This is a genomic window from Corynebacterium pygosceleis, from assembly GCF_016595275.2.
Taxonomy (GTDB): Bacteria; Actinomycetota; Actinomycetes; order Mycobacteriales; family Mycobacteriaceae; genus Corynebacterium; species Corynebacterium pygosceleis.
Map to the genome: position 1 here is coordinate 31287 of NZ_JAENIQ020000002.1, position 26868 is coordinate 58154.

The 26868-nt window shown below is 67.1% G+C and carries 22 protein-coding genes; 9 read left to right on the top strand and 13 right to left on the bottom strand.

The window, feature by feature from the left end:
- The first annotated feature begins 141 nt into the window (after window positions 1-141).
- The 5 genes from secA2 (at window position 142) to JIM94_RS03485 (ending at window position 5478) form a co-directional block, all read left to right on the top strand.
- Complete coding sequence (gene secA2 / locus JIM94_RS03465) at window positions 142-2436, top strand: accessory Sec system translocase SecA2 (RefSeq protein WP_200254765.1); 2295 nt, start codon at window positions 142-144, stop codon at window positions 2434-2436.
- 233 nt (window positions 2437-2669) lie between these two features.
- Window positions 2670-3116 carry an oxoglutarate dehydrogenase inhibitor Odhl gene (gene odhI, locus JIM94_RS03470; protein ID WP_200254767.1) on the top strand — a complete coding sequence of 149 codons (447 nt, stop codon included), beginning with the start codon at window positions 2670-2672 and terminating at the stop codon, window positions 3114-3116.
- A gap of 99 nt (window positions 3117-3215) precedes the next feature.
- A complete protein-coding gene (gene ftsR, locus JIM94_RS03475) occupies window positions 3216-3968 on the top strand; it encodes a transcriptional regulator FtsR (protein ID WP_200254769.1) in 753 nt (250 codons plus the stop codon).
- A gap of 89 nt (window positions 3969-4057) precedes the next feature.
- Window positions 4058-4822, top strand: coding sequence for a bifunctional nuclease family protein (locus JIM94_RS03480; protein ID WP_200254771.1), 765 nt, complete (start codon window positions 4058-4060; stop codon window positions 4820-4822).
- A 110-nt stretch (window positions 4823-4932) separates the two neighbouring features.
- Window positions 4933-5478: a MerR family transcriptional regulator gene (locus JIM94_RS03485; protein ID WP_200254773.1), complete on the top strand. Its 546-nt coding sequence runs from the start codon at window positions 4933-4935 to the stop codon at window positions 5476-5478.
- Window positions 5479-5642: 164 nt separating this feature from the next.
- Here JIM94_RS03485 and JIM94_RS03490 read toward each other — a convergent pair whose 3' ends face one another.
- From JIM94_RS03490 to gndA, 6 genes are all read right to left on the bottom strand, one after another.
- Complete coding sequence (locus JIM94_RS03490) at window positions 5643-7115, bottom strand: hypothetical protein (RefSeq protein ID WP_200254775.1); 1473 nt, start codon at window positions 7113-7115, stop codon at window positions 5643-5645.
- A gap of 83 nt (window positions 7116-7198) precedes the next feature.
- Window positions 7199-8059, bottom strand: a complete 861-nt coding sequence (locus JIM94_RS03495) for a 3-methyladenine DNA glycosylase (protein ID WP_418904440.1) — start codon at window positions 8057-8059, stop codon at window positions 7199-7201.
- A gap of 5 nt (window positions 8060-8064) precedes the next feature.
- On the bottom strand, window positions 8065-9126 hold the full coding sequence (locus JIM94_RS03500) for a hemolysin family protein (protein ID WP_200254779.1): 1062 nt from the start codon (window positions 9124-9126) through the stop codon (window positions 8065-8067).
- Window positions 9123-10502 carry a hemolysin family protein gene (locus JIM94_RS03505; RefSeq protein WP_200254781.1) on the bottom strand — a complete coding sequence of 460 codons (1380 nt, stop codon included), beginning with the start codon at window positions 10500-10502 and terminating at the stop codon, window positions 9123-9125. Before JIM94_RS03505 ends, JIM94_RS03500 begins: the two co-directional genes overlap by 4 nt.
- A 32-nt stretch (window positions 10503-10534) precedes the next feature.
- Entirely contained in the window at window positions 10535-11941 is a 1407-nt protein-coding gene (locus JIM94_RS03510) for a DEAD/DEAH box helicase (protein ID WP_200254783.1), read from the bottom strand.
- A complete protein-coding gene (gene gndA / locus JIM94_RS03515) occupies window positions 11942-13405 on the bottom strand; it encodes an NADP-dependent phosphogluconate dehydrogenase (RefSeq protein ID WP_200254786.1) in 1464 nt (487 codons plus the stop codon). It lies immediately after the preceding gene.
- Window positions 13406-13550: 145 nt separating this feature from the next.
- Here gndA and JIM94_RS03520 point away from each other — a divergent pair, with 145 nt between their 5' ends.
- Entirely contained in the window at window positions 13551-14024 is a 474-nt protein-coding gene (locus JIM94_RS03520; protein ID WP_200254788.1) for a hotdog family protein, read from the top strand.
- Between the two features lie 61 nt (window positions 14025-14085).
- Window positions 14086-14538 (top strand): PaaI family thioesterase, encoded by a 453-nt coding sequence (locus JIM94_RS03525; protein WP_200254790.1) that lies wholly within the window; start codon window positions 14086-14088, stop codon window positions 14536-14538.
- 48 nt (window positions 14539-14586) lie between these two features.
- Here the strand turns inward: JIM94_RS03525 and JIM94_RS03530 are convergent, their stop codons facing one another.
- A complete protein-coding gene (locus JIM94_RS03530; protein WP_200254792.1) occupies window positions 14587-16158 on the bottom strand; it encodes a bifunctional hydroxymethylpyrimidine kinase/phosphomethylpyrimidine kinase in 1572 nt (523 codons plus the stop codon).
- Window positions 16159-16185: 27 nt separating this feature from the next.
- Window positions 16186-16563 carry a thiamine phosphate synthase gene (locus JIM94_RS11385; protein ID WP_200254794.1) on the bottom strand — a complete coding sequence of 126 codons (378 nt, stop codon included), beginning with the start codon at window positions 16561-16563 and terminating at the stop codon, window positions 16186-16188.
- Window positions 16564-16940: 377 nt separating this feature from the next.
- Here JIM94_RS11385 and JIM94_RS03540 point away from each other — a divergent pair, with 377 nt between their 5' ends.
- Window positions 16941-17555 (top strand): class I SAM-dependent DNA methyltransferase, encoded by a 615-nt coding sequence (locus JIM94_RS03540; protein ID WP_200254796.1) that lies wholly within the window; start codon window positions 16941-16943, stop codon window positions 17553-17555.
- A 132-nt stretch (window positions 17556-17687) separates the two neighbouring features.
- Here the strand turns inward: JIM94_RS03540 and JIM94_RS03545 are convergent, their stop codons facing one another.
- Window positions 17688-19103, bottom strand: coding sequence for an NAD(P)/FAD-dependent oxidoreductase (locus JIM94_RS03545; protein ID WP_200254798.1), 1416 nt, complete (start codon window positions 19101-19103; stop codon window positions 17688-17690).
- A gap of 230 nt (window positions 19104-19333) precedes the next feature.
- Between JIM94_RS03545 and JIM94_RS03550 the strand changes: the two genes are divergently transcribed.
- Window positions 19334-20686 carry an SAM-dependent methyltransferase gene (locus tag JIM94_RS03550; RefSeq protein ID WP_200254800.1) on the top strand — a complete coding sequence of 451 codons (1353 nt, stop codon included), beginning with the start codon at window positions 19334-19336 and terminating at the stop codon, window positions 20684-20686.
- Here JIM94_RS03550 and JIM94_RS03555 read toward each other — a convergent pair.
- The 4 genes from JIM94_RS03555 to JIM94_RS03570 all read right to left on the bottom strand — a co-directional run bounded on the left by JIM94_RS03555 (window position 20671) and on the right by JIM94_RS03570 (window position 26851).
- Window positions 20671-21345: a histidine phosphatase family protein gene (locus tag JIM94_RS03555; protein ID WP_200254802.1), complete on the bottom strand. Its 675-nt coding sequence runs from the start codon at window positions 21343-21345 to the stop codon at window positions 20671-20673. The two genes, JIM94_RS03550 and JIM94_RS03555, sit on opposite strands and share 16 nt — an antisense overlap.
- A gap of 41 nt (window positions 21346-21386) precedes the next feature.
- On the bottom strand, window positions 21387-22058 hold the full coding sequence (locus JIM94_RS03560; protein WP_200254804.1) for a DedA family protein: 672 nt from the start codon (window positions 22056-22058) through the stop codon (window positions 21387-21389).
- A 206-nt stretch (window positions 22059-22264) separates the two neighbouring features.
- On the bottom strand, window positions 22265-23626 hold the full coding sequence (locus tag JIM94_RS03565; RefSeq protein WP_200254806.1) for an MFS transporter: 1362 nt from the start codon (window positions 23624-23626) through the stop codon (window positions 22265-22267).
- Window positions 23627-23908: 282 nt separating this feature from the next.
- Window positions 23909-26851, bottom strand: coding sequence for an FAD-binding and (Fe-S)-binding domain-containing protein (locus JIM94_RS03570; protein ID WP_200254808.1), 2943 nt, complete (start codon window positions 26849-26851; stop codon window positions 23909-23911).
- Window positions 26852-26868 lie beyond the last annotated feature (17 nt).

Sequence of the window (26868 nt, forward strand, 5' to 3'; positions counted from 1 at the left end):
ACGCACCGGGAGGACCGTGGTGCCACGGGAGGCCGGGTCTTGGTTAAGGTCGTTGTAGCTACAGATATGTCAGACCACCGGGGAGCGTGGTGCCGCGGACACGGTGCACCCTCCCCATCGACGAGTCAAAGGAAGTCCCACGTGGCCGGATTCAACTGGTTCTGGAAGGCGATGGGCGGTCAGCAGAGCCGCAATCAGAAGCGGAGCCGTGCGATCGTCGACAAGGCGAGTGAGATCAACCGTGAGCTGGAGGGGCTCGATGACGCTCAACTCGCGGCACGGGCCAGGGAACTCACCGCGGGTGGTGCGGTCCACGACCCGGCGGCGCTGCTGGCCGTCCTGGGTGTCGCGGCGGGTCGGACACTCGGACTGACCCCGTTCGCGGTGCAGTCACAGGCGACACTGCGACTCATCGAGGGGGATGTCGTCCACATGGCGACAGGCGAGGGGAAGACCCTCGTCGGTGCGATGGCCGCCACCGGATTCGCACTGACCGGCAGGACCGTCCACTGCATCACGGTCAACGACTATCTGGCCAGGCGCGACGCCGAGTGGATGGCGCCGCTGGTCGAGTTCTTCGGGCTGACGGTGGGGGCCGTCACAGAGAAACTGACACCGGTGGAGCGCCGCGACATCTACTCCCGCGACATCGTCTACGGGCCCGTCAACGAGATCGGTTTCGACGTTCTCCGCGACCAGTTGATCACCGACCGTTCGCAGGCCGTGCAACGCGGTGCGGATGTGGCGATCATCGACGAGGCCGATTCCGTTCTCGTCGACGAGGCTCTCGTCCCGCTCGTGCTGGCGGGAAACGAACCCGGGCGTGCGCCGCGCGGGCAGATCACCGAGATCGTCCGGTCCCTCGATCCGGAGACCGACTACAGTCCCGACGACGAACGCCGCAACGTCTTCCTGACGGACGAGGGGGCGTCGAAGGTCGAGCGTGCACTCGGTATCCCGTCGCTGTACGACGACGACCACGTCGGAACCACTCTGGTGCAGGTCAATCTCGCGCTTCACGCCCGCGAACTGCTGATCCGGGACGTCCACTACATCGTCCGGGACGGGAAGGTCGCGCTGATCGACGCGTCGCGAGGTCGTGTCGCGGACCTCCAGCGGTGGCCCGACGGGATCCAGGCCGCCGTGGAGGCGAAGGAGGGACTCGCGGTGACCGAGGGGGGCCGGATCCTCGACACGATCACCCTCCAGGCGCTGATGGGTCGGTATCCCACGGTCTGCGGCATGACCGGTACCGCCGTCGAGGCCACGGACCAGCTGCGGCAGTTCTACGATCTGCGCGTGTCCGTCATCGAACGGAACCGGGAACTGAAGCGTTTCGATCAGGCGGACCGGGTGTTCGCGACGCTCGCGGAGAAGAACGCCGCGATTGTCGATGAGATCCGGGCGATCCACGCGACCGGGCAGCCGGTGCTCGTCGGCACCCAGGATGTGGCGGAGTCGGAGGAACTCGCGGAACGGCTCCGTGAGTACGACATCGAGGTCTCGGTCCTGAACGCCAAGAACGATGCGGAGGAGGCGAGGATCATCGCCGAGGCCGGTGATCTGGGCCGGGTGACCGTGTCGACGCAGATGGCGGGCCGGGGCACCGACATCCGGCTCGGAGGTGCCGATGAAGCCGACCGGGACCGGGTGGTCGAGCTCGGGGGTCTCGCGGTGATCGGCACCTCGAGACACCGGACGTCACGTCTGGACAATCAGCTGCGTGGTCGGGGCGGCCGACAGGGTGACCCGGGATTCAGTCTCTTCTTCGTCTCCCTGGAGGACGATGTCGTCACGGCCGGTGGTGCCGGTGAGGAGGTCACCGTCACCCCGGGTCCCGGCGGCGAGATCGACTCGAAGCGGGTCCGGGACTTCATCGAACACTGTCAACGGGTGACGGAGGGGCAGTTGCTGGAGATCCACTCGCAGACGTGGAAGTACAACAAGTTGATCGCGGATCAGCGGGAGATCATCGACGGTCGCCGCGCCGAGATACTCGACACCTCCGCGGCATGGGAGTCCCTGTCCCAACGGGCCCCGGAGCGTGCGGCGGAGCTCACCGCGAGGCTGCCACGGGAGGTCCTGGACACCGCGGCCCGCGAGATCATGCTCTATCACCTGGACAACGCCTGGTCGGACCACCTCGCACTGCTCGATGACGTCCGGGAGTCCATCCACCTGCGGGCGATCGCCCGGGAGACACCGCTCGACGAGTTCCACCGGATCGCGGTGGGGGAGTTCAGGGAACTGGCGCAGAAGGCGATGGCCGATTCCGTGGAGACGTTCCGGCGGATACGGATCGACGGTGATGGTGCACACCTGGACGATCAGGGACTCGCGCGACCTTCCGCGACATGGACCTACATGGTCAACGACAATCCGCTGTCGGGTTCGGGGAACTCCGTCATCGGTTCGATCACGTCGATGTTCCGGTGACCGCCGCCGGGTGTCGTCCCGTCCGGGGCGCAAGCTGTTTTCTGACGTCAGGTGATGCGTCCCGGGCAGGTCAGGGTTCCACCCCCGTGCAGCAGGTCGCCTGATATCCGCACCCCAGAGGGGGTTCGGCTCCGCCCCGGCACGGCCTGCGGCGCGGCAGGGGGCCGGTAACCGCTATGATGTTGAGACAACGCTAGATTTTTGTGATTTATCGTCGATCCGGAGGGTTTTACATGAGCGACAACACCGGCTTTTCCGAGGCACAGGCCGAAACCACCTCGGTATTCCGCGCTGACCTGCTCAAAGAGATGGAGTCCGGCGCAACGTCCGGAGCTCCCGCAAACACCACCGGGACGACCGGGACGGAGAATCTTCCCGCGGGTGCGGCGCTCCTCGTGGTCAAGCGCGGCCCGAATGCGGGGTCACGTTTTCTGTTGGATCAGCCCACGACGACGGTCGGTCGGCACCCGGAGAGCGACATCTTCCTCGATGATGTGACCGTCTCGAGGCGTCACGCCGAGTTCCGCGTCTCGGACGACCAGTTCGAGGTCGTCGACGTCGGAAGCCTGAACGGTACGTACGTCAACCGGGAACCGAAGAACTCCGAGGTCCTCTCCAGCGGTGATGAGGTGCAGATCGGCAAATTCCGGCTCGTCTTTCTGGCCGGCCCGAAGAAGTAGTTCCACAGGCCGGCGGATCCCCGATTCCGCCGGCAGCCGCGTGGGGAGACACCCCCGTTTTCCATCCGTATAGCCCTGACGATCCGAGTGGACACGCACGTGACAGCCTTAAGAAGAACCGCGGGGGACGACGCAGCCCCGGCAGCGCGGGCCCGAACCCCGAAATCCGCCAAGACCATGTCCATCGGCGTGGTCCTGGACCGGTTGCGCGCGGAGTTTCCCGATGTGACCGTGTCGAAGATCCGGTTCCTCGAGTCGGAGGGGCTGATCACCCCGCAGCGTACGGCCTCCGGCTACCGGCGTTTCACGGAGAGCGATGTGGAACGGCTGCGGTACATTCTCGTCACCCAGCGGGACAACTATCTGCCCCTGAAGGTGATCCGGGAACAACTCGAGGCGATGGATTCGGGGGCCGTCACCGCCATCCTGACCTCCGCTGAGGCGGCTCCGCTGATCAGCCCGGAAAACTTTCGCGCCCCGGTGCTCACCCGTCTCACGGCCTCCGATGTGGCGGCGCAGGCGGGAGTCGAGGAGGCGTTCGTCGCGGATCTCGCCGACGGAGGGATCATCCGTACGGATGAGTCGGGTTTCTTCACCGCCGATGACGTCCGGATCGTGCACACCGCGAGCGCACTCGGTGAGTTCGGTTTCGACATCCGGCACCTGAAGAGTCTCCGGACGACGGCGAACCGTCAGGCGGGTCTCATCGGTCAGGTCGCGGCACCGGTGGCGAAGTCCAAGGGGGAGGGGGCGCGACAGCGCGCCGAGGAACTGTCCCAGCAGATGACGGCACTGGTCGTTTCGTTGCACGCCTCGCTCGTCAAGAACGCACTCCGCGACGAACTCGGCTGAGGAACCCCGCCTCCGTCGGAATTCGCCGGATTTCCCGGGGAGTACAAAGAGACCCCGTCCAGTCGTAGAAAGGCACATGGGTGGACCCGATGAACGAGGATGAACCGGTGGAGGTCACGTACCGCGGCGTCTACGCCGCCGGTCCGGAGGGTTTCACGTGCATGGTGCTGGACTGGCCGGGGACCGGACGTGTCCTGCCCGTCTGGATCGACACGGTGCAGGCGGACAAGTTGAACGAGCTCACCGAGGGGACGGGGCAACGTCGACCGGGGGCGCATGAGGTGATCGAGTCCCTGCTCACCGGTTTCTGCGGTGCGGAACCCTCCGTCCACATCAGCAGCTGTTGGCGGGGTGTCTTCAACGCCGAGATCCACACCGGGCTGGATGATCCGGACTCCGAGTACGCGATGATCGACGTACGGGCCTCGGACGGTGTTCTGCTGGCACGGACCGCGAACTACCCGATCCACGTCAACCGTTCCGTTCTGGTCGCACAGTCGGTGTATCTGGGTGAGGCGCCGGTGGAGTCGCTGTTCGACGGTTCACTCGATGCCGCGGTCTCGCCGGGGGCGGACATGCGGGTCGGGGAGGTCCTGTCGGCGTCCGGCGACGCCGAGGCCGATGCGGACTTCGAACAGCTCATGCAGTCACTCGGTGTGTCCGAGGCCGACCTTCTGGGTTCCACCGGAGACCACGGTGGGGAACGGGCCACTGCCGTCGGGGGTGACGACGGGGGTGATGTCGCCGATGTCGAAGGTGAAGCCGATCCGGAGAGGGGCGGACGTGGGAATGACAACGATGTGACTGGTGATCGCGGTGTTACTGATGTGAATGATGGGGACAGTGAAGTCTGAATCTAAAGTTGAGGTTTAAGTTTCGGGCGTGTCGTCCCGGGACTCCTTGACGTTGAACTAGTCTTACCGAAGAATGAGCTGAAGAAGGCTAGATCACACAGGAGAGATTCATGACCGACACCACCCGCCCCGTCCAGGAGTCACTGTTTGACCTGGGCCCCGATGAGGAGGTCGGGTACCGTGTGCCCACCGCCTGTCAGGTCGCGAACATCACGTACCGTCAGCTCGATTACTGGGCCCGCACCAAGCTGGTGGTGCCGTCGATCCGTTCCGCCCGGGGATCGGGGTCGCAGCGCCTCTACTCCTTCAAGGACATCCTCGTCCTGAAGATCGTCAAGGGTCTCCTCGACACCGGTATCTCCCTCCAGAACATCCGGCAGGCGGTGGAGAAGCTCCGTGACCTCGGTGTCGAGGATCTGGCCACGATCACCCTCGTGTCCGACGGCACCACCGTCTACGAGTGCCGCTCCAATGAGGAGGTCATCGACCTCCTCGGTGGTGGCCAGGGCGTGTTCGGTATCGCCGTTCCCGGGATCATGAAGGAACTCACCGGCACGATCTCGGCGTTCCCGCACGAGCGCATCGACGATGACAGCGCGACCATCGTGGGTGAGGATGAACTCGCCGCACGTCGTCGCCGTCGGAACGTCTCCTGACCCATCCTGCACCGCAACACGAAACCCGCCCCGTCAACGATCTCTCCTCCGGGGCGGGTTTCGTGTTGTCGATGTTAGGCCCACCGACGTGGGCGGGACGGGATTCCCTGCGACCGGTCGCCGTGTCCGATGTGATCATCCGCTCCGGCCGGTAGGGAACGACCTCAGGGGCGTGCGACCCCGAACGCGTCCTGTAGCCCGGCGGCGATGGATGGCACGGACATCTCGGTGGTGACCGCCGTCCCACCGTTGGCCGTGGCCCACTCGGCGAGCACCGGGTCGACGGGGCCGGTCCCGACGTGAACGACCTGTGGGATGACCCGGTCCGGAGTACGGGCGGCGAGCTCATCGCGGAACACCCGGTCATCCACGGCCCCCTCGGAACCCGAGGTGACGATGACGAACCGTACCGGTTCACCGGTTTCGGTGGCGCGTTCGGTCGCGGAGTCCAGCGCGGCGAGGACGGCGGAACGGGTCAGCGGTTGGCCACCCGTGCCGAACCCCTTGACCACCCGTGCCGCGTTGGCGCCGGCGGAGTCATCGAGGAACGTGATGTTGTCGCGCCAGCCACGGGTCACCCCGGGGGACAGGGGGGATGAGTAGTTCCAGAGCGCGACCCGGCCACCGGCACGACCGACCGACAGCATCAACGGGTCCAGCAGACGTGCGACCTCACCCGCGATCCTGTGCCCGTCGATGAGCTGGTCCATGTTCCGAGAGGTGTCGAGCAGCACGAGTGTATCCGCACCATCGTCCACGGAACCCTTCGATTCCTCGGGGACCGTGGCGAAACGTTCGCTGATGACCTCGGCGGTGGTCAGGACCTGCCGCTGGGGTTCCCCCGGTCCGACCTGTTCCACGTGATCCGACACGTAGCGGGCGAAATCGGCGGCGGCCCGGCTCTGTTCCTCACTGACCCGGTCGGTCGCCGTCAACGGCACCGCGACCGTAGGGACCGCGAGACCGTCCGGGGAATAGAAGGAGTATCCCTCGGGAGTGGAGTCCTCGGTCACCGCGAGCAGAGGTGCTCCGTCAGCCACCGCCTGTTCGACGGTGAGCGTCCGATCCGACCGAAGGATGTCGACGCCCCTGTCGGCGTCACCGGCGGACAACGCCGAGGCGGCGACGGCCCGTGCGTAGGTGTCCGTTCCCGCGGGAACGACGACACCCCTGTCCGCGAGTTCATCCCATCCGGTGCCGTCGGTGACCTCGGTGTCCGCCGTGTGCGCCACACCCACGGGTGTGTTGAAGACCACCGGCCAGGTGTCGGACGCGGGGGTACGGTCCACCGCATCGAGGGCGGCGCGGGTGGCGACGGTGGGGCCGGACGCCAGGGTGAGAGCGGCCTCCGTCCCGGAGGAGACGAGTTCCGGTTCGACGCAGTAGTCCCGGACGACGGGGCCGGAGGCCCCGTATCCGGCGAGCAGATCATCGAGCTGAGGTGTCGAGGTGGCCTGGATGGGGAGCGTCAGTGTCCCGTTGATGCAGGGGGATGCGGTCGCGTGGGTGCGGTTGGTGTCCTCCCTGGCGGTCATCCACCAGAGAATGATCCCGACCACCACGACAACGGCGATCACCCCGATGGTCAGTTCGCGGGACAGCCGCCAGTTACCGTTCCCGTCTGCGTGTCGTGCCACGTCACTCACCTGTCCTTGACTTGCCGCGCCCTGCCGGTCCGGAGTCCCCACGGGTCCCGGGGAGGGTACGTCGAACGGAATACCTACAGTGCAACTCTACTTGTTTCGTCGACCAGTGCCGTCAGCGCGCGTCGGAGCGGGGCCGCGCGTCGCGCGAGTTCCCGTTGCCGGGTGACATAGGTGCGTTTCCCCTCGGCGGTCTCGATGGGGACGACACCGAACCCCAGATGACGGACATCATACGGAGACGCCTCCATGTCCAGGACCCGGGCGGCACACGCGAGCTCGAAGCAGTCGAGGAAGAGACCACCGGGGACCAGCGGACCGAGCTTGCTCGCCCACTTGTAGAGGTCCATCGTGGCGTGGACGCAGCCGCGTTGCTCTCTCGACGGCTGCTGTTCCCTGGTCAACGGTGTGATGTTCAGCGGGCGCGCGGAGGGGGTGAAGAAGCGGAATGCGTCGTAGTGGGTGCACCGTATCTGGTGCTGTTCGACGACGGCGTCGGTTCCGGTGCGTCCGAGCCGGAGCGGCAGGTCGTGGCGGGGATCGTCCGTACGGTAGACCATCGCCCACTCGTGGAGGCCGAGACAGTCGAACCGGGCGGTGTTGTCCGCTGTCGAGGTGAGGAGGTCACGGATGTAGCGGAAGGATTCCCCCCGCTTCCCCCACAGTTCCCGGAGGTTGACACCGGTGGTGCCGGCGGAGTCGGTGTCGTAGTACCGCCAGTCGCTGTGCGGGCAGTCCCCGTGGAGCCTGGTGCCGGCCCCCGGGTGCCATCTCGCGAGCTGTGCGGGTTTCACGGGATAGTAGTCGAAGAGGAAGTCCCAGACGGGGTGCTTCTCGCCCCGGCTCCGACGGTCGAGATGGTCCGCGGTGAAGGAACGCGCCCGTTCCGCGTGTGCTGCGGCGAGAGGTCTCCACTGCTGTTCAGACAGGACACGCACCGGCCTCACGCCTCTTCGTGGGTCCAGTCCCGCACGGTGCCGACGAACTCCTCGATGAGATCCTCGAGGGTGACGATCCCGACAAGCTCACCGCGTTCGTCCCGGACCTGGGCCATGTGCGCCGAGCGCCTGCGCATCAGGCGCATGGTGTCATCGAGGGTCCCGGCGGCCTCCACGGTGATGAGGGGGCGGAGCTCGGACTGCTTGACCACGTCATCGAGTGTCGCGTCGGGGGAGACCATGCGGTCGAGGATGTCCTTGACGTGGATGTAGCCGACGTAGTTGCCCGCGAGACCGGTCACGGGGAAACGGGAGTATCCGGTTTCACTGACGGCGTGCTCGACGGCTCCGAGGGTCGGTCCCTTGGTGCCGAACTCGAGGGTACGGACGTCGGGGCACGCGATGAGGACCTCCCGGATCGTGCGGTCGTCGGATCGCAGCGCCTTGTTGAGTCGGGCGTGCTCCTCGGCGTCGAGGAGCCCCTCGGAACGCGATTCGGTGATCATCGTGGCGAGCTGCTGCGGTCCCACGGAGGTGTCCATCTCCTCGCGCTGCTCGATGCCGAACATCCGCAGTGTGACACCGGCGAACCAGTTCATCGCGACGATCACGGGACGCGTGACCTTCACGAACAGCATGTGCGGCGGGACGAGGATCATCGCCACCGTCTCGGGACCCGCGAGGGCGATGTTCTTCGGCACCATCTCACCGAGCACGATGTGCAGGTAGGTGACGATACCGAGGGCGACGGCGAAGGCGACGGGGTGGAGGAGATTGTCGGGCAGTCCGAGAGCGTGGGCTGGGCCCTCGATGATGTGCGCGATCGCGGGCTCGGCGACCTTGCCCAGCAGGAGCGAGGCGATGGTGATGCCGAACTGTGCGCCGGCGAGCATCATGGACAGGCGTTCCGACGCCCACAGCACACTGCGGGCACGGCTCTTGCCCTGTGCGATGAGGGAATCGAGCCGGTCCCGCCGGGAGGAGATCAGGGAGAACTCCGCTCCGACGAAGAACGCGTTGATGAACAGGAGTGCGACGGCGAACAGAACCGCTGAGTAGTCGTTCATGCGTACTGCTCCGCTTCCTCGTCGGAGATGGGGGTGAGATAGACGCGGTCGACGCGGCGCTCATCCATGACGGTGACCCGTGCGAGCCACCTGCCGGAGATGCCCGACTCGAATTCGTCCATCGAATCGCGGTCCGTCTGGGGCAGCAGCACGAGATCCCCGGCACGGGGGATGCGGCCGAGTGTCGTCATGATCAGCCCACCCAGTGTCTCGTACGGCCCGTCGGGAGCGAAGTATCCGGTCTTCTCGGGCAGGTCATCGACGCGGACGAGGCCGGAGACGTCCCAGTTCGCACCGTTCTGGACGTAGTCCCTCTCGGCCTCGGCGTCATCGTGCTCGTCGTAGACCTCGCCGAGGATCTCCTCGACGACGTCCTCGATCGTGACGATGCCGGCGGTCCCGCCGTACTCGTCGGCGACGAGAACGACCTGGGACCCGGCGGAACGCACGGCGTTGAGCACCGCGTCACCGTCGAGGCTGGCGGGAACGACCGGAATGGGGCGCGCGAGGGTCCGTAGACTGGTCGTCGCCCGGTTTCCGCGGGGAACCGCGAACGCCTCCTTGACATGGACGACCCCCACCGTCGCATCGAGGTCCCCGTCGGTCACCGGGAATCGCGAGTGCCCGGTGGACAGGGCAAGGTTGAGCAGATCCTCGACGGTGTCGTCGACGTCGAGATCCTCGATGGTGGAACGGGGGGTCATGAACTCCTCGGCGGTGGCTTCACCGAACTTCAGGCTCTTGTCCAGCATGATCGCCTTCGACTGGTCGAGGCCTCCGTGCTTGGCCGAGTTGCGCACCAGGGCACCGAGTTCCTGCGCACTGCGTGCCGAGGCCAGCTCGTCGGCGGGTTCGATGCCCATCTTCCGGACGAGCCAGTTCGCGGTGGAGTTCAGGGAGTTGATGAACCACTTGAAGATCTTGTTGAAGATCCGGACCGGGCCGACCGTGATCCGGGCGGCCATCAACGGATCCGTGATCGCCATGTTCTTCGGTACGAGCTCACCGTAGACCATGGACAGCAGTGTCGCGGCGATCATGGCCAGCACGAGTGAGATCGGACGCGCCGCGGCGTCACTCAGACCGAACAACTCGAGAAGCGGGTCGAAGAACCGTGCGAGGACGGGTTCCGCGAGGTAACCCGTCGCGAGAGTCGTGATGGTGATGCCGAGCTGTGCGCCCGACAACTCGAAGGAGAGGTCGTTGTGCGCTTTCTGGATGTTCCGGGCCCGGGTGTCGGCCTTGTTCGCCACATGGTTCTCGATGCTGGAACGTTCCAGACCGGTGAGGGCGAACTCGATGGCGACGAAGAAGCCGGTCCCGACGGTCAGGGCGATGAACCCGACCAGGGCGAGGATGCTGAGGAGTATGTCCATGGACCAATCGTGGGTGTGGAGGGACGTCGCGGTCAGCGCCGTCGGCGACGACGACGCGGAGTGCCGTCTGAACCGGGTTCCGTCCGGGGCTTTCGGTCGGCGGATCGGTCGGTGCCGGGGGTAACCTTACCCCGGCCCTGACCATTTCCCCTAGCTGCGGGCTCGCCGGCGGGGCGTGCGGAGCGACGGCGTTTCGGGGGGACTCCCCGTGCACCGGCCCGACCCCGGCCCCGGGACTGCTGTTGTCCCGCACCCGGTGCCGTCAGGGGCTGGCCCGACGGTGGCCGTGCACCCGTGATGCTCGCGAGCTCCGGGGACGTCGGGGTGACCCTGACCTCATCGGCGGTGACGCCCGCCTTCTTGAACAGCGTGCGGACCTCGGCGACCTGCTCGTCGGTGACGAGCGTGACGACGGTGCCCTTCTCCCCGGCGCGGGCGGTACGCCCGGCGCGGTGGAGGTACGCCTTGTGCTCGGCGGGGGGATCGATGTGGACGACGAGGGACACGTCGTTGATGTCGATGCCCCGGGCGGCGATGTCCGTGGCGACGAGGACGGGGATCGAGCCGTCCGAGAATCCGGCGAGTGCGGTGGCACGGGTGTTCTGTCCCTTGTCCCCGTGCAGACCGACGGCGTTGATCCCGACTCTCCGGAACTTCTTGACCTGCCGGTCCACGCCGTGCTTGGTGCGCATGAACATGATCGTGCGACCCGCACGCGCGGCGATCTCCGCGGCGACCTCGCTGCGGTTGTCCCGGTCACCGACGAGGAGACGGTGGTGGGACATCGTGTCCACGGATGCCCCGACGGGGGCGGTGGAGTGGGTCACCGCATCGTGGAGGTAACGGTTGACCAGCTTGGTCACGTCACCGTCCAGCGTCGCGGAGAAGAGCAGCCTCTGGCCGTTCTCGGGGGTGAGATCCATCAGCTTCCGGACCTGCGGGAGGAAACCCATGTCGGCCATCTGGTCGGCTTCGTCGAGTGCGGTGATCTCGACGTCGTCGAAGGACAGGATCTTCTGGTTGATGAGGTCCTGGGCGCGGCCGGGGGTCGCGACGAGGAGGTCGACGGGTCGGGCGAGTGCGCTGATGTTGCGCTTGATGTTCACACCACCGACGACCTCGAGCACGCGGAGACCGAGGGCCTGCGCGGGAGCGTCGAGACGCTCCTTGACCTGGGCCGCGAGTTCCCGCGTGGGAACCAGGACCAGGCCACGGGGACGTCCGGGCCTGGAAGCGCCGGAGTCGGCGAGCCTGGTCAGCATCGGGAGACCGAAGGTGAAGGTCTTGCCGGAGCCGGTGGGCCCACGGCCGAGAACGTCACGGCCGCTGAGGGCGTCCGGGATGGCCTCGGCCTGGATGGGGAAGGGTTCGGTGATGCCCTGTCGCTTCAGTTCATGGACGACGGGAGTGGGCAGACCGAGATCGGAAAAGGATGTCATTTAGGCTTGGACCTCAGACCTGTCGCCGGACCATTCCGTGTGGAAGTGGCCGGGACGGTCGGTTCTTTCATAGGTGTGGGCACCGAAGTAGTCTCGTTGCCCCTGGATGAGAGCGGCGGGGAGCCGCTCCGCACGGAGACTGTCATAGTAGGACAGTGACGATGCGAACACCGGGACCGGCAGGCCCTGGCGCGTTGCGTTGATGACGACCCGGCGCCAGGAATCGACGAGGTCGACCATTTCGCCGGTGAAGTAGGAGTCGAGGAGCAGGGACTGGATGTCCGGATCGGCGTCGTAGGCGTCGCGGATACGGTTGAGGAAGGTCGCGCGGATGATGCAGCCGCCGCGCCAGATCGTCGCGAGATCGCGGGGATCGACGTCCCAGCCGTGCTCCTCGGAGCCGGCACGGATCTCATCGAACCCCTGTGCGTAGGCCACGAGCTTCGAGGCGTAGAGCGCACGACGCACGTCCTCGACGAAACGCTCGCGTTCGTCGGCGGCGACGGGGCCTGCGATGGTTCCGGACGGAAGGACCCCGGCCGTGGCGGAGCGCTGCGCGCGGGCACCCGACAGTGCACGGGCGAAGACGGCCTCGCCGATGGCGGTCACGGGGATCCCCAGATCGAGTGCGGCCTTGACCGTCCACCGTCCGGTGCCCTTCTGTCCGGCGGCGTCGACGATGACGTCGATCAACGGGCGACCGGTCTCCGCGTCGACCTGATCGAGCACCTCGGCGGTGATCTCCACGAGATAGGAGTTGAGGTCACCGGTGTTCCACTCCCGGAACACCCCGGCGATCTCCTTCGGTTCCATGCCCGCCGCGTAGCGGAGGAGATGGTAGGCCTCGCCGATGACCTGCATGTCGGCGTACTCGATGCCGTTGTGCACCATCTTGACGAAGTGACCGGCACCGTCGGGGCCGATGTGCGTGCAGCACGGGGTGCCGTCGACCTCGGCGGCGATGGACTCGAGCAGCGGGCCGAGGGACTCGTACGACTCCGCGGGGCCGCCCGGCATGATCGCGGGGCCGTTCAGGGCACCTTCCTCGCCGCCGGAGATCCCGGCGCCGACGAAGTGCAGGCCCCGGGCCCGCATCTCCGCTTCACGCCGGATCGTGTCCGTGTAGAGGCTGTTGCCGCCGTCGATGATGATGTCGCCCTCCTCCATGGCGTCGGCGAGCTGACCGATGACGGCATCGGTCGCCTTCCCCGCCTGGACCATGATGAGGGCGCGACGCGGACGCTGGAGGGAGGAGACGAACTCCTCGATCGTCTTCGCGGGGATGAACGTCCCCTCGTCACCGTGATCGGCGATCAGGGCATCGGTGCGTTCGGGGCTGCGGTTGTACACCGCGACCGTGTGTCCGTGGCGGGCGAAGTTCCGGGCGATGTTCGATCCCATCACAGCGAGTCCGACAACGCCGATCTGGGCGTCGCTCTGGGCGAGGTGCTTCTGGTCAGTCATGTCTCCACATCGTACCCGCTCACTGTGTCCGACCGGACACCCGAGGTCCGTTAACTGGTCACCGGCCATCGTTGTGTCGCCTCCCGCTTCCTCGGGTTGGGCGCGGTTCACCCGGTGAGGCCCGGCGGGTTTAAGGTTGGTGACTATGGATGCCAGTAACCTCAGTCTCAGACAACTCCTCGACCTCGCCGCCGACCGACCCCTCCACATGAGGGAACTCGCACGTTTCGCGGATCTGAATGACGGCATCGACCGTCTGCTCGGACTCCGATACCTGGAGATCACCCCGGACGGTGTCCGGGCGGAGATGCACATCAACTCCGACCACCTGGACTGCGGCGGGAACTCCGTGTCCCGCGCCGTCTGTCTCGCCGTCGCCGAATCCGTCGGGAGCGTCACCGCCGCCGTGGCCGCACGCGGAAACCCGATCAACGTGGCGCACGTCTCGGGCGAATTCTGCCGGAACATCGCCGCCGGGGTCGTCGAGATCACCGGAACCTTCATCAACGAGGGGGACTCCGTCGCCCTCGTCGACGTCAGCGTCACCAACCGTGGGGAGCTCATCCTCCGCAGCACGCAGCGGTCCGTCCGCGCGACCACGTCACCGTCGGCGCACTGACCCGGACGACCGTGCTCCCGGGCCGTTCCCGGTGAGCACGGTCCGAACTATGCTGGGCGACATGAACACCGCAGACCCGACACTGACCGAACTGCTCATGCACGCGACCGAACGTGACCTCACCACCGAGGAGATCGCCGAGGTGAACCGCTGCAATCCCGGGGTTGATCCGCACATCGGTATCCGCTACACGCGGATCGGCCCGAAAGGGGTGCGTGCGCGACTCAAGGTCGGGCCCGAGCATCTCCAGCCGTTCGGGCTCGTCAACGGCGGTGTTCTCGCGCTTCTCGCCGAATCGGCGGGCTCGATCATGGCGATCATCGCGGCGAAGGCCGTCGCGGTCGGCGTCAACAACAACACCGACTTCATCAGGTCCGTGACCGCGGGTGTGATCGAGGTCGAGGCCGTTCCGGTCCACGTCGGCGGTACGACGCAGCTGATCGAGATCACGATGAAGAACAACGGTCAGGTCGCGGCCAGGAGCCGACTGCGTACCCTGTCCCTCCGCGGTTGACCCCGGCTCCCGCACCACGGAGTCGTGGGGCGCGTGAGGATCCTCCGGTCACCGCACCCCGAACCGGTCGGCCTGACCGAAGAACTCCCGTTCATGGACACACGCACTGAGATAGGCACGGGCGGCACGGACACGTTGCCGTGGTGACGCGCCCGCGAGCGCCCGCTCCACCCGTTCCACGGCGGCCCTCGTCTCGGTGACGAACTCCTCCGCCGCGTACTCCGTCAACCAGGCGTGGTACGGATGCTCCGGGTGGTTGTGTTCCGCCAGTGCGAGGCCGATCTCGACGTACAGCCAGAAACAGGGGAGGACCGCAGCGGCTCCGACGACGTGGTCCTCACCGAGCGTGTTCGCCCGGAGGAAATCGGTGTACGCCGTGGTGACCGGGGACGGGCCGCCGATCCGTTCGCGGTCCGTGAGCCAGGACCGGTGGAGTTCGGCTTCACCCAGGATGCACCCGACCGCGTTCTGCGCCCAGGCGATACGGTCCCCGGTTTCCGGTGCGTTGACGGCCAGCGCCGCCAGAGCCCGTGCGTACTCGTCGAGGTAGTGGGCATCCTGGTCGAGGTAGAACGTGAAAGCCTTCTCCGCGAGATGTCCGTCCCGCAGTCCGGTGATCAGCGGGAGTTCCATGATCTCCGCCCAGATGTCGCCGGTCGCCTCCCACAGTGCGGCCGTCCAGGGGCCCGCCGGAGAGACGCCGGGGGTGGGGGCGGACCGTTCGGACGCGATCACCAGGGTCTCCGGTGTGTCGCCGTCAGGCACCGGGCCGAGCAGATGCCGCCAGGGGGTCGTGTCGGCCGCCCGTGCGAGTCTGCGGGCACGGTGCCCGTGGTCGACGGGGCCGTGCCCGCCACCCACCTCCAGGAGGTGTGCCTCCGCTATGGACTCGTTGAGCCATCCCGTCACCCACTCCAGGGCCTGTTCCGTCTTCCCCGACACGACCAGGCGTGTCGCCAGGGCCGAGGAGAGGGAACAACCGGTCCCGTGGGTGCAGGTGGTGTCGTGACGGGGTGCGGACACGGTGTACGTCTTTCCGTCGGGCTGCACGAGAGTGTTGCCGGCATCCGGTCCCGTCAGGTGTCCGGCCTTGACCACGACGGAGGTGCCCGTCCGGGCGGCCAGTCCACGGGCCTGGGCGACGGCTCCGGTGACGTCGAACGCGGGTTCCGTGCGGCAGAGGACGGCAAGTTCCGGGATGTTCGGTGTGACGACGTCGACATCCGCGACGAAGTCCCGCAACGCATCCTCTGCGTCGGCGTCGAGGAGTCGGTTCCCCGAGGTCGCGACCATCACCGGATCAAGGACCACCCACCTGGGACGGTGCGCGTTCAGATAGTCACGTACGACCCCGACCGTCGCGGCATCGCCCAGCATCCCGATCTTCACGGCATCGACCTCCACATCGTCGAAGACGGCGTCGAGCTGGGAACCGAGAAAACTGAGTGGCGGGGTGTGGACCTCACGGACACCGCGTGTGTTCTGCGCGACGAGCGACGTCGTCACCGCCATGCCGTACCCGCCGGCGGCGGTGATCGACTTCAGGTCGGCGTGCACCCCGGCACCACCACTGGGGTCGGTGCCGGCGATGGACAGGACTCGTGGGACTACGGGGGACACGTCTTCTCCTGGGGTTCAGCGGGTTTTCTACGGTGCCGGAGCGTCCGCCCGGCGGAACCGGGTCAGCGGGGACCGCACCGTCCGGTACGGATCCGGGGAGGTCACGGGCGCGGAGGACACGCGGATTCCTTCGACCGCAGTGTCCCCGAGCCGGTCCACGTTGTCCACGGTGATCCCCCCGCGCGCGACACCCGGCACCCCCGCAGCCAGCGTCAGTCGGGCGATCGCGTCGACACCTCCCGGTCCGATTGGCGACACCCGGCGCAGGCTCACCCCCTTCGACCACACCGGACCGATCCCCACCACATCGGGTACCCGTCGTCGGGCCTCCGCATGGTCGATGTCGCCGTGTTCGATGTGCAGGTGGAAACCGTGGCGGAGCGCGACGCGGAAACGATCGTCCACGAAACGGGGACCCGGAAGGGGGGGGGCGGACTCCGCGATCGTCCGTGACACCGCACCGCGTATCGGCAGAGCGGTCTCCGTGAACACCGCGTCGCTCGCGGTCGTGTCCCGGGGCCGTACGGCCCCGGTGACGATCTCACGGATCCGTGTGCCCCGGATGGGTCCCCCGAAGGGGCTGTGACCTGGTGGGGGTCCCGGTGGGGTCCGCTGTGGCCGGTCACGGGGACTCCCTGTCTTCGGGAGGATCCGCCCGTCCGGCACGGAACCCCGGATCCGCGACTGTTTCGGCGGGGACAACATGCCTGGATCTCCACGGGTTAGGGCAGCCTCGTACCCGGTGTCCGTCCTCCGGGGGCCGTATCGGTAGCGTGGGGCACATGCCCACGTGGAAAGAAGTTCTCGCAGCCAACCCCGATCATTCCGAACAGTACGCGGCCAGGTGGCGAACCTTCGCCGCCCAGGGGCGTGACCTCGACGGCGAGGCCCGTCTCATCGACGCCCTCGCACGAAAACGGGGGTCACGGATCCTCGACGCCGGGTGCGGAACCGGACGTGTCGGAGGGGTTCTCGCCCGCCGTGGACACGAGGTGACCGGAGTGGACCTGGACCCGGTTCTCATCAGGCACGCCACCACGGACTTCCCCGACTGTCGCTGGGAGGTCGGGGATCTCACCACCGGGGACATCCCCGACGGGGAGTTCGACATCATCGTCTCAGCCGGCAACGTCATGGCCTTCCTGCCCGCGGACGGCCGGGTCTCGGCCCTCGCGGCACTCGCCGGCGCACTCGCCCCCGACGGTCGTATGGTGATCGGCTTCGGTTCGGGGAGGGGGTACGGCTTCGACGAGTTCATCGGGGACGCCGCAGCAGCCGGTCTGGTGCCTCAGCACCGGTGGGGAACCTGGGAGATCGACCCGTTGACCCCGGAGTCCGACTTCATGGTCACGGTTCTGGTTCACGGACCGGAGAGAACACCGGGGGCCCGCATCTGAGCGGTCCCGACCGGACCCAACCCGGACGTGCGCCGTGTGACGGAAACACCGGGGCCGTGACACGGAAGAGGGGTGGGGCCGTCGAATCGGAATCGACGGCCCCACCCCTCACGCAGGTACGGGAACTGCGGATCAGGCCTTCTCGGTCCTGCCGTTGAAGCGGACCGTGTCCTTGACCTCGATGAGGTCGTCCCCTTCACCCGCGAGATCCCGCAGCTTCGCGAGCGCCGTCCGGGAGTGCATCTGCTGGCGGGTGGTGGCCAGCTGCCAGCGGTTCCTGGACAGGACGTTCAGGCCCCAGGAGACGGCGGCGACGAAACGGTTGCGGAAGCCCACGAGGAACATCATGTGGACGGCGAGCCACATGATCCACGCGAAGAAACCGGTGAACTCGACCTTGCCGATCTTGACGACGGCCGAGAACCGCGACACGGTCGCCATGGAGCCCTTGTCGTGGTACTCGAAGGGATCGCGTTCGGACGCCGGGGGGGCACCGTCAACGGACCGGATGATCTGTTCGGCGGCGTACTCGCCGGCCTGGATGGCGACCTGTGCGACACCCGGGAGCTTGTTCAGCGACATCATGTCGCCGACGATGAAGACATCGTCGTGCTCACCCACGGTGCAGTCCGGGTTCACGGGGACACGTCCGGCCCGGTCGGCCTCGACGCCACACTGATCCGCGACGAGCTTGCCCAGCGGGGACGCCTGCACACCGGCGGACCAGATCTTGCAGAACGCCGGGATCGTCTCGACGGAATCGTCGACCATGGACTTGTAGGTGACGGCGTTCTCATCGACGTTCGTGACCATCGCGTTCAGCTTCACGGTGACACCGAGCTTCTCCAGCTGACGCTGCGCACTACGGCCGAGGCGCTTACCGAAGGGCGGCAGAACCTGGGGGGCACCGTCGAGGAGGATGATCTTCGCGCTCGCCGGATTGATGTTCGAGTACTCACCCTTCAGGGTGCGGTGCGCCATCTCGGCCAACTGGCCCGCGAGCTCGACGCCCGTGGGGCCGGCACCGACGATGACGAAGGTCAGCAGACGCTCACGCTCGGCCGGATCATCACACAGCTCCGCGCGCTCGAACGCGCCGATGATCCGGGCGCGGAGCTCGAGTGCGTCATCGATGGACTTCATGCCCGGCGCGTACTCGGCGAAATGGTCGTTGCCGAAGTAGGACTGGCCCGAACCCGCGGCGACGATCAGCGAATCATAGGCGAAGGTCCGGTCGAAGTCGCCGAGCTGTGCGGTGACCTTTTTCCCGTCGACGTCGATGTCCGTGACCTCGCCCTTGACGACGTGGACGTTGTCCTGGTCCTTGAGGATCTGACGGGTCGACGGTGCGATCTCACCGGAGGAGAGGATACCGGTCGCCACCTGGTAGAGAAGGGGCTGGAACAGGTGGTGGTTGGTGCGGTCGATCAGGGTGACGTCGACGTCGGCGTCCGCGAGTTTCTGGACGGCGAACAGGCCACCGAAACCCGAGCCGATGACGACGACGTGATGGCGGCCGCCCTCGGGACGGAAAGGCTTGTCAGACATATAGGTATTTTCTCCTGGATAAGGATCTGGAGCCGCAGGAACAGGCTGCGGCGGTACGATGCTTCATCGTAGTACGTTGTCGGATAAATCACATCACCCCGGCTCACAGGGCACCGCCTGCCCGGAGTGCGGGCGGTGACGGGATACCATCGGCTGACGTTGTTCCGGCGCTCCACCCGGCGTCGTGCACCCGACCGCCCGATCCCATGGAAACGGAAGTGCTCAGACCCATGACCGGCCCCGCAAACGGGGGATACACCCCAGCCCACCTCACCCACATCGACGCCACCAGGTGGCCGGGTGTGGCGATCGTGCCGGACAACCGGATCCTGCGGCACCGGGCGGTGTCGGCGGAGTCCAGGTTCGCGGCCGCGTGCGCGACCGCCGGGATCACCCTCGACCCCGATGCTCCCGGTGGGGCGGACCTGACGGTCGAACACGAGGAGCTGTTCATCCGCCTCGCGGACAGTGGATGGCTGGGCCTCGCCGAGGGTTACATGGCCGGCGAGTGGCGGAGCCGGGATCTGGTGTCCTGTCTCGCCGGTCTCCTGGGGTACGGGTTCGCCCCGCGGGGTCGACTGCGCTCCGGTTCGCCGAAGATCACCGTGCCCGGTGGTTACGCGGGCGGTGAACTCCCCGGCGAACTCGTCCGGCTGTTCTCGGGTGACGGAATGTCGGCGTTCGGGGCGAGGTTCGCGTCCGGGGTCCCGACAACCGTCCGGACCTCGGTCCCCAGTTTCGTCCGGGGAGCCGGCCGGGGGAGTGAACCGGCGAACCATTTCGTCGACATCACGACGCTGGCGCCACCGGTCGCCGTGGAACGCGCCGATCTCGGCGCGGCGCAGCAACGTGCCGCCGAGGCACTCCTCGACGCGGCGCGGGTACGCGCGGGAACCGACCTGATCGAGTTCCCCTGCGGTGGCGGTACCGTCGCTCTCGCCGCAGCCCGGCGGGGAGTCACCGTCGATTGTCTTACCGCGGACCCTGAACTGGCCGGGTCGGTGCGTGCTCTGCTCGCGGACGACCGTGACGGTGGTCGGGTCCGGGTCACGGTGACGGAGGATCCGATTCCGGCCCGCCTCGACTGGGGCGGCAGGTATGACGCCCTCGTCAGTGTGGAGAAGCTCGAGGTGCTCGGTGGGGCCGGGAGGACCCCCTATCTGCGGGCCGTGGAGAGACTGCTCGCCCCCGGTGGCTACGCCGCTCTGCAGACCGTGGTCTCAACACCGGAGATGGCACGGGTGGGACGTGACGCCCTGGTGCCCCTGCGTGCCTACATCTGGCCGGAGCTCGAGCACATCACGACGGAGGACCTCCACCGGGTCGTCGACAGGTCGACGGACCTCCGGATCATCGCGGAGGCCCACTTCGCCTCCCACCACGAGATGACACTGCGGTTCCAGCGGGAGACGTTCGCGGCGAACGAACGGAGCGCCGCTGCCGCCGGCTTCGACGTCGTCTTCCGGCGACTCTGGGACTACCAGCTCGCGCTCACGGAGGCGATGTTCAGGTTGGGCTGGTTGGACGCCGTTCAGGTCACCGCGACCTCGAGGCGTCCCCCGCGTCCTCAGCGGGGTCGGTGATCCCAGGCCGTGAGGCGCCACCGACCGAACGGTGCGTCGCCGGGCTCCAGGATTATCACTCCCGTGTTCGGCAGCGGATGGGCGTCCTCGACCGCGATACCGGTCGCGTGACGGGCGAACAACCGCATCGCCGAGGCGTGGACCACGACGACGGCGTCACCGGGCGCACGGCCGGCCATTTCCGGGAGTACGACCCCCTCGATCACGGTCCGGTAGCGGCCGAGGAAATCGGTGATGTTCTCGCCACCGGGCGTCATCCCGGCCGGATCGCCCGACAGCGCCGCGAGGTGGGCGCTCCGGAACATCTCGATCGACGTGGCGTCGGTACGGTCCTCGAGGTCTCCGGCGGAGAACTCGTGCAGTCCCGCCCGGGGGGTGACGGGGACACTGTCCGGGGGGAGTCCCGCGTATCTCTCCATGGACCGCGCCAGGAGGATCCCGGTCGTCCGTGCGCGGACGGCCTCGGACGTGTGGACACCGGTGAGTCGACCGGCGGTTCCGTCGCGGGCACCGACGATCTCCGCGAGGCGTTCCCCCACCGCGCGTGCCTGGGAGCGACCGAGCTCGGTCAGGGGAGCTCCCGGTGGGCGGGTGTCCAGTGAGTGTCGGACGTTGGCTGTCGTCTCGCCGTGTCTGACCAGTATCAGGCGTCCGGTCATCGTCTCCTCCTCGGGTGGGTCTGTGGACGGGGTGGTGGGGATCACGGGTGGTGTGCGCGGGTACCGGAGGGCCTGTCGGTCCGGTTCCCGGGGTCCTCCCGCTGCGGACGTGCGTCCCGTCGGGAGTGACGGATGAGGGACACCACCTTGATCAGCATCGGGACGAGGACGAGGGAGACACCGACGACGATCACCCAGTGCATGTACTCCTGAACCACGGGGATCTCGCCGAGGAGATACCCGGCCGAGGTGATTCCGGCGCCCCAGATGATGCTGCCGATGACGGAGTAGAAGGTGAACGTCCGGTGCTGCATCGACGAGAATCCGGCGACAACAGGGGTCACCGTCCGCACGACGGCTATGAACCGGGCGAGGGTGACCGTCGCGGGTCCGTAGCGGTCGAAGAAGTGGTTCGTCCGCTCCACGGCCTCCGGTCCGATCCACTGCATCGCCTTCGAGTCCAACGCACGTGGCCCGTACCTGCGGCCGATGAAGAAGCCGAGCTGGTCTCCGAGTATCGCGGCGAGGGGGATGCCGATGAGCAGTGCCCACAAGGGGGCGAAGGGATTCTCGGCGTGCGCCATGATTCCGGCGGTGAACAGGAGGGTGTCCCCGGGGAAGATGAAACCGATGAGGAGTCCCGTCTCCATGAAGATGATGGCGAGGATGCCGACGAGCCCGAACGAACTGACCAGTGTGTCCACATCGAACATGACCGGCCCCTGCTCTCCGTCGGTTTCTCCGTACGCTGAACCGCGTCGGAATCGATCCACCTTCCAGGTGGCTGTCCCATCCGATGATACGACACCGGTGAACCGGTTGGTGCGGTGGCGTCAGGCGACGGCGTACCGGAGACTTCGTTCGGGCGGAAACGGTATCGGTCACACCCGTCTTCCGGGCTCGACCGATCGTGGCGTCCCTAGATCTCGGACATGTCGAGGCCCCGGGTCTCGCGCATCAGCCGTATCGCCACGAGGGAGATCGCGGACACGACGACCAGGTAGGCGCCGACGGAACCGATGCCGAAGGAGGCGACGAGAGCGGTCGCGACGAACGGGGCGATCGCCGCTCCGAGGATGGAGGACAGGTTGTAGGCGATCCCCGATCCGGTGTAACGGACGTTGGTGGGGAAGAGCTCCGGCAGCACCGCGGACATGGGGCCGAAGATCAGGCCCATGAGGAACATGCCGATGGTGAGGAATGCCAGCACGCTTCCGATCGTCGCGGAATCGGGGCTGAGGAACAGCGGGAAGGTCAGACCGAAGGTGATCATGACGAGAGACACGACCGTGAGTGTGCGACGTCGGCCGCGGGAATCCGCCAGTCGACCGGAGAGCGGGATACCGCCGATGAACGCGAAGATCGAGACCAGCTGGATCTTCAGGAAATCGGTGTAGGCGATGCCCAGCCCCAGGCCCCGGTCCCTCGGTCCGATTCCGTAGGACAGTACCCAGGTGGTGACCAGATAGAACAACGTGTAGCAGCTCACCATGATGAAGGTTCCCAGGACCAGTGGCCGGAAGGAGGTCCGGAACACCTCCTTGACCGGCGCGTCGACCTTCTTTCCGCTCTGGACCGCCCGGGTGAACACCGGGGTCTCCTCGAGTTTGAACCGGACGTAGAGGCCGATGACGACCATGACCGCCGAGAGCAGGAAGGGGATGCGCCAGCCCCACGTCATGAATGCCCCGGTGGTGTCGCCGTTGGTGTGTCCGAGGGTGCCCACGAGGATGAGGAACAGTCCGTTCGCGGTGAGGAAGCCGAACGGGGCGCCGAGCTGGGGCCACATCGCGGCCCAGGCGCGCTTACCCTCCTCCGCCGTCTCCGTCGCGAGCAGTGCCGCGCCCGACCATTCGCCGCCGAGCCCGAGGCCCTGGCAGAAGCGCATCAGTGCCAGCAGTGCGGGGGCCAGGACTCCCGCCATCGCGTAGGTGGGCAGGACACCGATGAGGAAGGTCGCGATACCCATGGTGAGCAGAGACGCCACGAGTGTCGCCTTGCGGCCGATGCGGTCGCCGAAGTGGCCGAACAGAACCGAGCCGAGGGGGCGTCCGAGGAAGGCCAGACCGAAGGTGGCGAATGAGGCGAGGAGGGCCACGGTACGGTCCTCGTCGGCGGGGAAGAACAGGTAGGGAAAGACGGCGACGGCGGCGGTCGCGTAGGCGTAGAAGTCGTAGAACTCGACGGTGGTGCCCACCAGTGATGCGATGATGATCCGGCGCCGCGTGCGCCGGTCGAACCTGGGGCGCACGGCGGGTGCCGGAGTTGTGGTGCCGGTCATGGGATGCTGATTCCTTCGTGCGGGAGTGCGTGTCGACGGACTGTTGAGTTCCCCGGCCCGGTGGTGTCCGGGTGATGCGGGGATTGTCGCCGTGGGGTGAAGGCGAACCGGGTGGGCGGTGGGTGTCGCCGCTTGAAAGCAGGTGATACCTTACACGCGTAGTCCCGTCAGATGGAATCCGTGTCCCGGAAAATGGGAACCTCCGGGAAGGTCGCCGCTCGGTGATCTTCGGCTACGGCCGGCACCGGGCACCGGCGCGGCAGCCGGACCCGGGAACCGGGATCAGGGGGTGACCACCGGCCGCGACGCCTTCTCCAGCAGGCACGCCACACTCTGGTACGGTCTGCCGGCGATCATCTCCAGGCCCATCTCACAGGTCCGGTTGTCCGAGACGAACGCGTCGAAGTGTCCGCGCAGTCCGGCGCGTTCCTCCCGGGTGGCCGACTCCACCAGCTCCGGATGCAGCAGGCCACGGTCGCCCGCGGTTCCGCAGCAGGTCGCCCTGTCGGGGACGACGACCTCGTCGGCGACTCTGCCGACCAGCGCGACGAGATCGTCGTTGATCCCCATGTGGGTGGTCGAGCAGGTCGGATGGACGGCGACCCTCCCGGACGAGTCGGTGAACGTCAGGCCGTCGACCACCTCGTCGCGCAACCAGTCGACGACGTCGAGTATCCGGATCGTCGAGAAGTTCTCCGCCAGTTCACCGTCCAGCGCCCCGGGAACCTGTTCCAGCAGTCCGTGTGTGCAGCTCGCGGCGTCGACGACCACCGGGAGCTCGCCACCGTCGGTCCACCGCCACAGGTCCGCGGCGATGGCCCGGGCGCGGTCCTCGAACCCCCTGGCGTAACCTTTCGACGACCACGGCGTGCCGCAGCAGTTGCCCTCCACGTCACCGGGGATCCACACCGGTCGTCCCGCACGTCGTCCCAGCTCGACGATCGCCCGGGGAAGTTCGAGCTGATCCGAGGGGGCACCGTGGGGGCGACCGAAGATTCGGTTGATGCACGCGGGGAAATAGACGGCGGTCGCACCCTCCCGCTGCGTGGCGGGCAGGTGACGTGACGCGGCCTGCGGCAGTTTTCCCGGGACCGTCGGCAGGATGTCGGGGGACAGGATGGCACGCCCGGCGTTCGCGACCCCGCGCAGGGGAGCGGTTCCACCGACTCCGTCGAGAAGCCCCGCCGCCTTGATTCCGCTGCGGGCGGCCCGTTCGACGTGGCGGAAGTTACGGGCCGTTCCGAGGGCGATGTGCTCGGCGGTGCCGTCGTGTTCGGCGGCGCGGAACATCTTCATCACCTTTCCGGTGTCGATGCTGATGGGGCACGCGACGGCGCAGGTGCCGTCGGCGGCGCACATCTGCACCGCGTCGTACTCGTACTCCTCCTGGAGTTTGGCCAGCACCTCACTGTTTTCGGGTTGTCGCGCCATCTCCCGACGGAGGACGATGCGCTGCCGGGGGGTGACGGTCACGTGTCGGGAGGGACAGACGGGTTCACAGAAACCGCACTCCACGCAGGCGTTGATCTCGTCCTCGACCCTGGGGAAGGACTTGAACCGCCGGAGGTGGATGTCCTGGTCGCGCGTGAGTTTCACGTCCGGGGCGAGGATGCCCTGCGGATCGATGAGTTCCTTGACCCGCCACATCAGACCCCATGCGCGTTCACCCCACTCGCGGAGGAGGAAGGGGGCCATGTTGACTCCCGTTCCGTGTTCGGCCTTCAGTGATCCCTGGTATTCGTCGATGACGAGGCGGGCGAGGTCGTCGAGGAAGCTCGCGTAGTGGGCGCGCTCGGAGTCGTCGTCGAGTCGGGGCAGGAGGAAGAAATGCAGATTGCCGAAGGCGGCGTGCCCCATGACCATCTCCGGGTAGCCGTATCTCGAGAGCAGATCCAGGAGATCGGCCGCCCCCTGCCCGACCTGAGCGGGCGGGAAGCAGACGTCCTCGGTGATCAGGGCCGTTCCCTGGGGGCGGTCCGCACCGATGAGTCCGAACAGTCCGTTGCGGATCTTCCACGCGCCACGCTGCCCCTCCGGGGTGCGGTCGAAGGTGAGCGGTGAGACGAGTTCGGCGTCGGCGAGGACGGCCTCCGCGGCGGCGATCGCCTCGTCGAGTGCGGTTTCCGAGGTTCCGCCGACCTCGAGCAGCAGTGCCGCCGTGTCGTCGTCGATGTCGGCCCACTCGCGGGGTGCCTCGCGGAAGTTGTCGACCGATCGCTTGAGTACCGGTGCGACGAGAAGCTCGCAGGCCTGGGCGCCGGTCTCCATCAGGGGGGCGACGTAGGAGGCCGCCTGGCGGAGGTCGGGGAGCATCACCCAGGCCACGGCCTTGTGTCTGGGGAGCTCGACGGTACGGATGACGGATTCGGTGATCGCCCCGAAGATCCCCTCGGAACCGACCATGAGGCGCATGAGGATGCGCACGGGCGTGTCCTCGTCCAGGAATGCGTCGAGGCGGAGACCGTTGGTGTTCCGGATCGAGAACTTCCTGCGCAGGAACCCGACCAGTTCCCCGTCCCGGCGGATCTCGTCACGCAGTGCGATCAGGCCGGCGACGAGTTCCGGTTCGGCGGCCGCCAGTTTCTCCTCCGCACCGGGGTCCGTCGTGTCGACGATCGTGCCCGAGGGCAGGACGAAGGTGGCGTCCTCCAGTGTGTGGTAGCTGTCCCGTTCCAGGGAACAGCGCATTCCACCCGCGTTGTCGGCGAGGACGCCACCGATGGTGCACACGGAGGTCGAGCCCGGGTCGGGGCCGATCATGTGGCCGTGCCGGGCGAGGACCGCCTGTGCGTCACCGAGCACGACGCCCGGGCGCGACCAGATGCGGCGCCCGCCGTCACGCACCTCCATACCCGTGAAATGCGTCTTGACGTCGACGAGGATGTCTTCGCTCATCGCCTGGCCGTTCAGGGAGGTGCCCGCGGCCCGGAACGTGAGGTGTCTGCCGCTGTGTGCGGCGAAGCGCATGATCTTCGCGAGGTCGTCGGCGTTCCTGGGGTGGACGACGACCCGGGGGACGGAACGGTAGGGGCTGGCGTCGGATGCGTAGCGGACGAGATCACTCACGCGCCCCGAGACATTGTCCCTGCCGAGCAGGGTCTGAAGTGCCTTCAGCAGCGGGACGGGGGAGCCTGTGGCACGGTCGGCGGTGACGGCATCCGGCTGTGCGGTGGCCCCCTCGGGGCGTCCGAGACGGCTGGGATCCGGGGTCAGCAGCTTCTTCATGGACGCAGTTTATCGCG

Bases quoted from the DNA above. Each gene is read 5' to 3' on its own strand.
- JIM94_RS03525 (WP_200254790.1), top strand. From the start codon at position 14,086: ATGAACACCGCAGACCCGACACTGACCGAACTGCTCATGCACGCGACC.
- JIM94_RS03565 (WP_200254806.1), bottom strand. From the start codon at position 23,626: ATGACCGGCACCACAACTCCGGCACCCGCCGTGCGCCCCAGGTTCGAC.
- JIM94_RS03500 (WP_200254779.1), bottom strand. From the start codon at position 9,126: ATGAACGACTACTCAGCGGTTCTGTTCGCCGTCGCACTCCTGTTCATC.
- odhI (WP_200254767.1), top strand. From the start codon at position 2,670: ATGAGCGACAACACCGGCTTTTCCGAGGCACAGGCCGAAACCACCTCG.
- JIM94_RS03480 (WP_200254771.1), top strand. From the start codon at position 4,058: ATGAACGAGGATGAACCGGTGGAGGTCACGTACCGCGGCGTCTACGCC.
- gndA (WP_200254786.1), bottom strand. From the start codon at position 13,405: ATGACTGACCAGAAGCACCTCGCCCAGAGCGACGCCCAGATCGGCGTT.
- JIM94_RS03550 (WP_200254800.1), top strand. From the start codon at position 19,334: ATGACCGGCCCCGCAAACGGGGGATACACCCCAGCCCACCTCACCCAC.
- JIM94_RS03570 (WP_200254808.1), bottom strand. From the start codon at position 26,851: ATGAAGAAGCTGCTGACCCCGGATCCCAGCCGTCTCGGACGCCCCGAG.
- JIM94_RS03560 (WP_200254804.1), bottom strand. From the start codon at position 22,058: ATGTTCGATGTGGACACACTGGTCAGTTCGTTCGGGCTCGTCGGCATC.
- JIM94_RS03555 (WP_200254802.1), bottom strand. From the start codon at position 21,345: ATGACCGGACGCCTGATACTGGTCAGACACGGCGAGACGACAGCCAAC.
- JIM94_RS03545 (WP_200254798.1), bottom strand. From the start codon at position 19,103: ATGTCTGACAAGCCTTTCCGTCCCGAGGGCGGCCGCCATCACGTCGTC.
- JIM94_RS03510 (WP_200254783.1), bottom strand. From the start codon at position 11,941: ATGACATCCTTTTCCGATCTCGGTCTGCCCACTCCCGTCGTCCATGAA.
- JIM94_RS03485 (WP_200254773.1), top strand. From the start codon at position 4,933: ATGACCGACACCACCCGCCCCGTCCAGGAGTCACTGTTTGACCTGGGC.
- JIM94_RS03505 (WP_200254781.1), bottom strand. From the start codon at position 10,502: ATGGACATACTCCTCAGCATCCTCGCCCTGGTCGGGTTCATCGCCCTG.
- JIM94_RS03540 (WP_200254796.1), top strand. From the start codon at position 16,941: ATGCCCACGTGGAAAGAAGTTCTCGCAGCCAACCCCGATCATTCCGAA.
- JIM94_RS03520 (WP_200254788.1), top strand. From the start codon at position 13,551: ATGGATGCCAGTAACCTCAGTCTCAGACAACTCCTCGACCTCGCCGCC.